The organism is Microbulbifer variabilis (genome assembly GCF_052468405.1).
In genome coordinates, this window is record NZ_CP174343.1 from 4,838,693 (window position 1) to 4,848,941 (window position 10,249).

9 protein-coding genes are annotated in these 10,249 nt (G+C 49.6%); 3 read left to right on the forward strand and 6 right to left on the reverse strand.

Annotated elements, in window-relative coordinates:
- Positions 1–124: 124 nt before the first annotated feature.
- The 6 genes from ACJJJB_RS21880 to uvrA form a co-directional block, all read right to left on the reverse strand.
- On the reverse strand, positions 125–1,102 hold the full coding sequence (locus ACJJJB_RS21880; RefSeq protein WP_445365481.1) for a 5-oxoprolinase subunit C family protein: 978 nt from the start codon (positions 1,100–1,102) through the stop codon (positions 125–127).
- The gene (pxpB, locus tag ACJJJB_RS21885) at positions 1,099–1,863 is read right to left on the reverse strand and encodes a 5-oxoprolinase subunit PxpB (protein WP_282951740.1); all 765 of its coding nucleotides are present in this window, start codon (positions 1,861–1,863) and stop codon (positions 1,099–1,101) included. Before pxpB ends, ACJJJB_RS21880 begins: the two co-directional genes overlap by 4 nt.
- Entirely contained in the window at positions 1,860–2,609 is a 750-nt protein-coding gene (pxpA, locus tag ACJJJB_RS21890; RefSeq protein WP_020411415.1) for a 5-oxoprolinase subunit PxpA, read from the reverse strand. The genes pxpB and pxpA overlap by 4 nt, the downstream gene beginning before the upstream one ends.
- Positions 2,610–2,665: 56 nt before the next feature.
- The gene (locus ACJJJB_RS21895) at positions 2,666–3,274 is read right to left on the reverse strand and encodes a hypothetical protein (RefSeq protein WP_020411416.1); all 609 of its coding nucleotides are present in this window, start codon (positions 3,272–3,274) and stop codon (positions 2,666–2,668) included.
- A 141-nt stretch (positions 3,275–3,415) separates the two neighbouring features.
- On the reverse strand, positions 3,416–3,700 hold the full coding sequence (locus tag ACJJJB_RS21900; RefSeq protein ID WP_445365482.1) for a hypothetical protein: 285 nt from the start codon (positions 3,698–3,700) through the stop codon (positions 3,416–3,418).
- A gap of 127 nt (positions 3,701–3,827) precedes the next feature.
- Positions 3,828–6,653 carry an excinuclease ABC subunit UvrA gene (gene uvrA / locus ACJJJB_RS21905; protein ID WP_353377125.1) on the reverse strand — a complete coding sequence of 942 codons (2,826 nt, stop codon included), beginning with the start codon at positions 6,651–6,653 and terminating at the stop codon, positions 3,828–3,830.
- A gap of 159 nt (positions 6,654–6,812) precedes the next feature.
- On the opposite strand from uvrA, the gene ACJJJB_RS21910 reads away from it, so the two are divergent.
- The 3 genes from ACJJJB_RS21910 (at position 6,813) to ssb (ending at position 10,247) form a co-directional block, all read left to right on the forward strand.
- Positions 6,813–8,219 carry a mannose-1-phosphate guanylyltransferase/mannose-6-phosphate isomerase gene (locus ACJJJB_RS21910; RefSeq protein WP_353056942.1) on the forward strand — a complete coding sequence of 469 codons (1,407 nt, stop codon included), beginning with the start codon at positions 6,813–6,815 and terminating at the stop codon, positions 8,217–8,219.
- A 90-nt stretch (positions 8,220–8,309) separates the two neighbouring features.
- Positions 8,310–9,491: an MFS transporter gene (locus ACJJJB_RS21915; RefSeq protein WP_444902275.1), complete on the forward strand. Its 1,182-nt coding sequence runs from the start codon at positions 8,310–8,312 to the stop codon at positions 9,489–9,491.
- Positions 9,492–9,638: 147 nt separating this feature from the next.
- The gene (gene ssb / locus ACJJJB_RS21920; protein ID WP_020411420.1) at positions 9,639–10,247 is read left to right on the forward strand and encodes a single-stranded DNA-binding protein; all 609 of its coding nucleotides are present in this window, start codon (positions 9,639–9,641) and stop codon (positions 10,245–10,247) included.
- The last annotated feature ends 2 nt before the right edge of the window (positions 10,248–10,249 follow it).

Sequence of the window (10,249 nt, forward strand, 5' to 3'; positions counted from 1 at the left end):
CTATTGAAACCGGTGATGCTAGAAGTGACAAGCTTTGGTTTTCAAAATAAAGAGGTATGTAAGGAGTGAGAATATTGTTTGCTCTATGCTCTTAGTTCGGAATTCTAAATAAGAAAAAATACTTTCAGAGAGTAAGTAAACCCCTGGTTTCTGTAGCAATCTCCCTTTGTAGTTTTTCCAAACTTTTCTGCTTTTCGCGTAGAATTATTCTCGCGTTTTCCAAGGTAATTACCTGAAAACTAATTTTATCTAATGCGTTTAGTTGACCCAATCTGTGGAGGTCTGCCCGGATGACATGGGCCAGCCGGGGATAACCACCGATAGTTTGTCCCTCTATAAAAGAAATGATGGGTTCACCATTCTCGGGAATTTGGATGCTCCCCGGATATAGACCGGACGAGATCATTTTCCCTGAAGTTTCAGTAAGAGCTTCACGACTAGGATTAATTGAGGGAGATAGGCGTATCCCCATACGGTTACTCTGAGCGGATACCTGAAAAGAGGTCCCGCTGAACTTTTCCATGATTTCCTGGCTAAAACTACCAGCTTCCGGGCCATGTACCACCCTTATTAGGGGGCGTAATTTATAATTGGGTTGAAGTTCACGTTTTAGTTTTGCAGGCCTAGCTGTCCAAGTATCTACGAAGCCAATTCTATCACCATTTTCAATGGCTCTATCATGATGTCCGCCAAAACCACTGATTAAATGGGTTGCAGTACTGCCTAAAATCATAGGGGTCGATATCTTTGCAGAAATACCTATATAAGCACGCATACCGCTGATAAGTTTAGAAAAATTCAGAATATCTCCACGTTTTACCTGAATAACCTTGTAATACTCAATGGCCCTGTTATTTAAAGATGTTTTGAATTGCGCTCCGGTAATGGCTATTGAGACATCACAAGTGAACTCAATAAGGGGACCGGTCAAGGTAATTTCCAGCACAGGGTTATTTAATGGGTTGCCCAGTAACATGTTTGCGAGTTTCATAGAGAGAGGATCTGCGGCCCCCCCAATGGGAATGCCATAGTGCATTAGGCCGGGACGGCCATAGTCCTGGATGCTAGTTTGTAACCCTGCCCGGATAAAGTGCATGCTCATGGATAGCTTTCCTTAGAGTATTTACACTGTACTTGCGGTGCTATGTCATTAAATTCTGACTCACTGATAGAGTAGAATTCGATGGTATCCAAGGGCTGGGCAATAAAGGGGGATGTACTGTAAGGCTGGAAGAGTTTGATAGGCGTTTGCCCAATAATTTGCCAACCACCTGGTGTGGCCTGTGGGTAGATCCCAGTCTGGCCGCCACCGATACCAACGGCACCTGCGGGAATGTGTAAGCGCGGCGCTTCTTTTCGCGGGCAATGTAGCTTGGGGTCCAGTCCACCCAAATATAAAAAACCGGGAGAAAAACCCAGCATATGCACTAAATAAACGGAAGTGCTATGTAGCTCAATAATTTCTTCAGGTGTTAGGCCTGTGTATTCGCTCACAGTAAGCATGTCTGGGGCAAAAGAATTTTCATAGCATACTGGAATGCGGATTACGCAGGGTTCTCTTTCCAGGAAGTGGGAGTTCGTGGCCTTTAAGAATTTTTTAGTCAGAGTTTTCACTTCCCGTGAAAGCGATTCGTCAAGATATAAAAGTGGATCAAAAGTAATAGTCAGGCACTGGTAAGCGGGAATCAGATCGATAACTTTTAGGTCGTCCTGCTTGAGAATGTACTGTCGCAATCCAATTATATATCGACTAAGGAGTTCACTGGGTTCAGCTGAAAAGCGAATATCCAGCGCGCAATCCCCATTTGCAATGATGTCAAACTCGAGTTTTAGGAAACGCGGCTTTTCTTGGGTAGATATCACGAGCCGATACTCAGCCCATGATGGTGTAGATGGTTGATCAGCCTCTGTGCAATATTAACCGCCTGGGGGTTGTCCCCATGTAAACATATTGTATCGACAGAAAATTTAAGGGGTGTGCCATGATAACTTGCAAATTTCTTTCCCTTAGCTAGCGCAACAGCCCGCTCAAGGCATAAATCTACGTTACTCAGTACGGAACCTGGCAGGGAGCGAGGCGCCAGTTTATCTGGAGTTAAATATTGCCGATCCATAAAGCCCTCTCGATAAAATATGCGGCCTTTCTCCTTGGCTATAACTTCCATTGCGCCATTGGCTAAGCCGATAATTTTCAGAGAGGGATATTCTTCATTGAGTAAGGAGGTAATTTTTCGTGCTAGCACTATATCTGCTTCTGCATCGTTATATAGAGCTCCGTGCAGTTTAATATGATCGAGATGCGCTCCTACTTCCTGAGTAAGGCCTTGCAATAGTTCAAGTTGCTCGTATAAAGAGTCGAGCAACTGATTGATGGAAATTTTTATTGATTTGCGCCCAAAATTTTCCCTATCAGGGTAGCTGGGGTGTGCGCCAACTTGTAACTGGTGTTTTCTTGCATTGATAACGGAGAGGCGCATTATCTCTAGGCTTCCCGCGTGCGCGCCACAGGCGATATTACAGCGGGAGATAAAGGGCATAAGTTGAGCATCCTTTTCACAGCTGGCTAGATCAACACCTTCACCTAGATCGCAGTTGATATCAATATGCACAATGCTTGCCTCTGAAGTCTTAATTGGCGCCGCTTAAACAAATAGGTTCTGTTTTTTTATTTTTTATTATGGGGGCAATGTTTTACTTCAGAGGAAATTTGAACTCCCTTTGATTCGTAACAATCACCCAAGGGTGAGCAAAAGCATGCTTCAACTTCAATATGGTTTCGAAGCATGTCGAGCTTTTCCCAGAGCGGGTCACTTGCCACTGTTCTTTGCAACGTTAAGAATTTTATAGATGCCTGAGCAGGAATGATGGCTTGTTCCAATATCACCGTGTTCAAACCGCTCTGGTTGGCAAGAATACTATCACCTTCTTTTTTAAGTTCACTTATAGCTTCATATAATTTCTTTTTTTCCTTGGCGCAGCAGCCGTCTAGAAAAGTATCTAAGTCAGGGTAGGTTTTATTTTGGTATGTGAACTCTAGGTTCTTTAGGATGGCAGGCCCTGCGCCGGCATTATGCAATGCGAAAATTATAGTTGCTTTTTGAGTTGATCCGTCAAAGTTGCCTTGGTCAAATTTAACGACTGGCATCGTCATTACTCTGACCTGTTTATTAGCTGCTTTAGCTTGAAGATAAGTGGCGTAAAAAGAGGCTATAGAAATAAAGATGGCGCTTAGTGCAATTATTAAGTTGAGCCTTTCCTTATTAAGATATTTCATAATTATGTGCCTACAAGTCAGTCAGAACTGGAGTGCGCTCTGTTTGTTTTCTATAGTGGAAAATCGGCGCCATTTGCTAATAAATATGTTAGCTGTTTTGGTGGTTTTTTACTTTACAGCAAATAATGGCGTGTATAGGTGTTAATCTGTTGGGCAATGATCTACCTCTGCAGACATTTTTAGAGAATTTGATTGATAACAATTTTCAAGTGGAGAGCAAAAATAGGAAGACACAGTAATGTTCCATCTTTCTTTGTTGAGTTTTTCCCATAGCTCAACGGTTTCCTCTCCACGAGAGACTGCAAGAAGCGTGTATTTGTCCTGTGCTGGAATTATAAATTCCCTTCTCTCTCCAGACCATATGGATCCATTCTTGGAGAGAGAATAGGAGGAATTAGATTTAGCCTCTCTAATTTTCTGTCGCACTATCCTGAATTCTTCTTTGCAGCAGGCCTGTAGAAGCTCAAAGTAATTAGAATAGCTATTGCCACTATAATGGTATTCAATGGATTTCAGGATGCCGGTTTTTAGACTGGCACCCTATCTTACTTAACTAACTAAGCATCGGTTTCAGAAAACGTCCGGTATGGGAAACTTTTATTTCAGCAACTTCCTCAGGTGTCCCAGCAGCGATGATCTGCCCACCGCCTGAACCGCCCTCGGGGCCCAGGTCTACGATCCAGTCTGCAGTTTTGATAACGTCTAAATTGTGTTCTATTACAACTATCGTATTACCATGGTCGCGCAGGCGGTGCAGAACATCCAATAACAGTTGGATATCGGCAAAGTGTAGGCCGGTTGTGGGCTCGTCGAGGATATATAAGGTTTGCCCTGTATCTCGCTTGGAGAGTTCGCGGGATAGTTTCACTCGCTGGGCCTCACCGCCGGAGAGCGTGGTGGCTGCCTGGCCGAGCTTGATATAGGAGAGGCCTACATCCATTAGGGTTTGTAATTTTTTGGCGATTACCGGCACGGGATCAAAAAACTCCCGAGCATCTTCTACTGTCATCTCCAGCACTTCGTGGATATTCTTGCCTTTGTAGTGTACTTCCAAGGTTTCACGGTTATAGCGTTTACCATGGCAGGTATCACAGGGTACATAGATATCTGGTAAGAAGTGCATTTCCACCTTGATCACGCCGTCACCCTGACAGGCCTCGCAGCGCCCGCCCTTAACATTAAAGCTGAAACGTCCAGGCTTATAGCCGCGTGAACGAGCTTCTTGGGTGCCGGCAAACAGATCGCGAATTGGAGTGAAGATGCCGGTGTAGGTAGCCGGATTGGACCTTGGGGTACGCCCGATGGGGCTTTGGTCTATATCCACGCACTTGTCGAAGTTTTCCAGCCCATGGACAGCCTTGTAAGGGGAGGCCTTTAGGGTGGTGGCCTTGTTGAGGGCAGTGGCAGCAAGCGGATACAAGGTGGTGTTAATTAACGTGGACTTGCCGGAGCCTGAAACACCCGTGATACAGGTAAATAGCCCAACGGGAATCTCTAAGTCAACATTCTGCAAGTTGTTACCGCTGGCTCCTTCGAGGCGCAGAACATAATCGGGGGCAGGGATGTAACGCTCTTCTGGTACGGCAATTTTCTTTTTCCCTGACAGGTATTGGCCGGTTAGGGATTTCTTGCACCTGGCAATCTTATCAGCGGTGCCAGCCGCGACCACTTCGCCACCATGAACGCCGGCACCGGGGCCGATATCGACAATAAAATCGGCACTGCGAATGGCGTCTTCGTCGTGCTCAACAACGATTACGGTATTACCAATATCACGGAGGTGGGTAAGTGTATTCAGTAAGCGCTCATTATCCCTCTGGTGTAGACCGATGGAGGGCTCGTCGAGGATATACATTACGCCGACAAGGCCGGCACCGATCTGACTGGCGAGGCGGATCCGTTGTGCCTCACCGCCGGATAGGGTTTCTGCACTGCGGTTCAGAGTCAGGTAGTTCAGACCTACATCTACAAGGAAGCGAAAGCGGTCTCGCAGCTCTTTAAGAATCTTATCGGCGATCTCTTTCTGTGCGCCTTTGAAGGTCAGTTCGTGGTCGAAATAATCAAAGGCGTCGCCAACGGGTAACTCGGTAATCTGCGCCAGTGTACGGTTATCCACAAATACATGTCGAGCCTCACGGCGCAAACGGGTGCCGTGACACTCAGGGCACTTTTGTGTGCTCAAGTATTTAGCCAGCTCTTCGCGTACAGACTGGGATTCTGTATCCCTATAGCGGCGCTGGAAGTTGGGGATAATCCCCTCGAAGGTATGCTGGCGCACGGTGACATCACCGCGATCATTGACATAGCTGAAATCGATTTCCTCATCGCCACTACCCTGCAGGATAATTCTGCGATGGGTTTTACGAAGCTTTTTCCAGGGTTTGTCGAGGTCGAATCCGTAATGTTCGGCGAGGGAGTCGAGCATATGGTAGTAATAGATATTGCGTCGGTCCCAGCCGCGAATGGCGCCCTCGGAGATACTGCTTTCCTGGTCGAGAATCACCTTGTCTTCATCGAAGAACTGCTTGACTCCCAGGCCGTCACAGCTGGGACAAGCACCGGCAGGATTGTTAAAGGAGAACAGGCGTGGCTCCAGCTCATCCAGTGAGTAGTCACATACTGGACAGGCATGGCGGGCTGAAAAGAGGCGGTCTTCCTGGTCACCATCCATAAAGCTGATGGAAGCGATACCATCAGTGAGATTTAAAGCGGTCTCGAAGGATTCAGCCAGGCGCAATTGCAGGTCTTCACGTACCTTAAAGCGATCTACCACCACCTCAATGGTGTGCTTGCGGCGCTTATCCAGCTTGGGGGTATCGTCCAGGTCGCAGATAAGCCCATCGATACGTGCACGTACAAATCCGTCTCGACGCAGCTGCTCGAACACATGTTGATGCTCGCCTTTGCGATCGCGAACCACAGGTGCCAATAACATGATCTTGCTGCCCTCTGGCAGGGCTAATACCTGGTCCACCATCTGGCTAACAGTTTGGGCCTGGAGTGGCTCATTGTGCTCCGGGCAGCGAGGCTCACCTACCCGGGCAAATAATAGCCTTAGATAGTCGTAAATTTCAGTGATGGTACCCACTGTAGAGCGCGGATTGTGGGAGGTGGACTTCTGCTCAATGGAGATGGCAGGAGACAGGCCCTCTACGGTATCCACGTCGGGCTTTTCCATCATCGATAGGAACTGACGCGCATAAGTGGAGAGAGACTCAACATAACGGCGCTGGCCCTCTGCGTAGAGAGTATCAAATGCCAGGGAGGATTTACCGGAACCAGACAGTCCGGTTATCACGATCAGCTTGTCGCGGGGAATGTCGAGATCGATATTCTTCAGGTTGTGGGTGCGCGCACCCCTTACATAAATCGTGTCCACGCTCTACCTATCTACTGATAATACTGGGCCGGACTTCGAACTTGTTACGCTCAGGGCGATCACAACTGCGGTGCCGGAAAAACAGCCAAGTATAAACTCGCTATCCGATGTGCCAAAATCGTCTGCCGCAAATATCCAACAGCCAAGCAGATTGAATTGATGATTCCCGTAATTCTCTGTGGCGGCACAGGTTCTCGTCTGTGGCCGCTCTCCCGTGAAGCCTACCCAAAGCAATTTTTACCTTTAATTGGTAGCGAGACCATGTTGCAGGCTACGGTGCGGCGCTTGGAGGGAATACAGCAGCTGCAGGCCCCCATTTTGGTGTGCAATGAGGAGCACCGCTTTGCAGCTGCAGAGCAATTACAGGAGATCGGCCATGGAACTCAGTCTATCCTGCTGGAGCCCTGTGCGCGCAATACGGCGCCGGCTATCGCTCTTGCGGCTTTAGCGGCTCTGGAGGGTGGTGATGACCCGTTGCTATTAGTATTGCCGGCGGATCATGCTGTGGCTGATGTCACGACTTTCCAAGAGGCTGTGCAATCGGCAAGTGCCTTGGCGGAGCAAGGGCACCTGGTAACATTTGGAATTGTGCCAACACGTGCTGAAACGGGATATGGCTATATTCGCCGTGGAGAGCTCTTGACAGCAAAGGCCTGGAAAGTGGCGGAATTTGTCGAGAAGCCTGACTCCCAGGCGGCTGAGTCTTATCTGACAGGAGGTGAGCATTGCTGGAACAGTGGCATGTTCTTATTTCGCGCTTCCCGTTACCTGGAAGAGCTGGGGCAGCACCGTGGAGATATACTCACCGCCTGCCGAGAAGCCTATAAAGGTGCTGTTAGGGATTTAGACTTTACACGTGTGAATAAAGTCGCTTTTGCTGCCTGTGCTGATGAGTCCGTGGATTATGCGGTGATGGAGCTCACTGAATCTGCCGCGGTGGTGCCAATGGATGCGGGCTGGAGCGACGTAGGTTCTTGGCTCGGACTCTGGGAACTGGCAGAACGGGATACCGATGACAATCTGCTACATGGAGATATCCTGCTGGAAGAGAGTGAGGGTTGCCTGGTGCGATCAGAGAGCCGTTTGGTAAGCCTGTTGGGAGTGAAGGATCTGATAGTTGTAGACACTGATGATGCTTTGCTGATCGCTGAAAAACAGCGGGTTCAGGAGGTTAAGAAGCTGGTTAACAGTCTCAAGCGCTCTGGCCGCAGCGAGGCCCAGCGCCATCGCAAAGTCTATCGTCCCTGGGGCTATTACGACTCTATTGATGCCGGACCGCGCTTCCAGGTCAAGCGTATTGTAGTTAAGCCGGGACAGCAGTTGTCCTTGCAGATGCACCACCACCGCGCCGAGCATTGGATCGTAGTGCGGGGTACCGCCAAGGTAACTCGTGGTGAAGAAGAGCTGTTGATCACAGAAAATCAGTCCACTTATATCCCCTTGGGGGTGGTGCACAGATTGGAAAACCCTGGAACCATTCCCCTGGAATTAATTGAAGTCCAATCCGGCAGTTATCTTGGAGAAGACGATATAGTCCGCTTTGATGATGACTATGGTCGCGGTTAGAAAAGCCCGAAAGTTGTACGCCTTCCACTACAGCCTGGCGGCTGCTCGCTGTACAATGCGCGCCCAATTTAACGCTGTTCCGGGAACTGCATGAATTCCACTGAGCGCCGGGCCCTGGGCGGGCTGGCTTCCCTTTATGTCTTTCGCATGCTCGGCCTGTTTATGGTATTGCCGGTTCTCACAATTTACGGTGAGGGTTATCGCGATAGCACACCGATGCTATTGGGATTGGCGATGGGTGCCTATGGGCTGAGCCAGGCACTGTTACAGATTCCTTTGGGCCTTCTGTCCGACCGCTGGGGACGTAAGCCGGTTATTTATACTGGCCTCGCAGTTTTTGCCTTAGGCAGTGTTATTGCCGCGCAGACAGACTCTGTTTATGGCCTGATTGTGGGTAGGATTCTACAGGGATGTGGAGCGATTGCCGCAGCAGTGATGGCGCTGGTTGCTGATCTCACCCGGGATGAGAAGCGAGGCATTGCCATGGCTATCATAGGGGCCTCTATAGGGGTGGCATTTATGCTGGCGGTAATATTGGGCCCTGCTCTCGCGGGAGCAGGGGGACTCCCGGTTATCTTCTGGGTGACAGCAGGGCTGGCAATTCTGGGGATGTTGCTGGTCTGGCGAGTGGTGCCCACTCCCCAGGTGGCAAGGCGCCCAGCGGTTTTCAGCGGTGGTTTTCGTAAGGTTTTGGTTAGTGGCCTTACCTGGAGATTGGTTTCAGGAGCGTTTTTTTCTCATCTCTTATTAACAGCTATGTTTGTCGCCCTTCCATTGGTGTTGGTCGACAGGCTTGGCTGGCCGGCGGGAGAGCATTGGAAACTATATGGCCCGCTGATGCTGGGTACTTTTATCCTGATGCTGCCTCTGATGCGGGCGGCAGAGCGCAGCGATAGAGTGGGGCTCGCTTTGAATTTTGCCTGTGTTGCCCTGGTGGGGGGGAGCGCGGCATTGCTGCCTATAAATGGCCCCGTAGCTGTTGTGCTACTGCTAGGTATTTTCTTTACTGGTTTTAACCTGCTTGAAGCTCTGTTGCCAGCCCAGCTGACTCGCAAAGCACCTGAGAATGCCCGTGGCGCAGCTTCAGGGCTCTATGCCACACTGCAGTTTTTCGGCACTTTTGTAGGCGGTAGTCTGGGGGGATACCTTTTTGGCCTTGGGGGTGCCAGTGCCGTAGCATGGCTCGGTTTTTCCGTTCTGTCTGTTTGGATTCTGCTTTGGTGGTTGTTGCGGGAGCGGGAGGCAAAAGCTCGAGAGGGTAGTGCTTACTAACTGGTAGTGTCTGTTGTATGCTGCTGGATAAAAATACACTGGTCGCCAATCTGGGCGGTCGCGCATTGTTGGTGTGAGTCACCTCACATCTTAAATATTGAATGATTATTGCCTGGGTAGGACCTGGGTCGAAGAGAGGAGAGGGCCATGGCCAGGGGGATCAACAAAGTAATTCTGATTGGTAATTTGGGTAATGATCCAGAGACCAAATATATGCCGAGTGGCGGTGCGGTCACTAATGTGAGCTTGGCAACCAGTGAGAGCTGGAAGGACAAGCAGACCGGTCAGCAGCAGGAGCGCACTGAGTGGCACCGGGTGGTATTCTTTAACCGCCTGGCCGAGATTGCCGGTGAGTACCTGCGCAAAGGCTCTAAGGTGTACATTGAGGGCTCTCTGCGCACCCGCAAATGGCAAGATAAGAATACTGGTCAGGACCGTTACACTACCGAGATTGTTGCCAGTGAAATGCAGATGCTCGACGGCCGTGGGGAGCAAGGAGGTTTCGGACAGGGTATGGGTGGTGCCGGAATGGGTGCTGCTGGCATGAGCGGCCAATCTATGGGCGGTAGCCAGGGTGGCTACGAGCAACAACAGAGTGGTTTCCAGGGCGGTTATCAGCAGGGAGGTCAGGATTCCTTTGCTCAGGGGCGCACGGCGCCATCACCAATGGCACCGTCCAGCAAACCGCAGCCGCAGCCTAACCAGGGGCCAGCGGGTGGTTTCGATAACAGCTTTGACGACGATATTCCCTTCTAAGC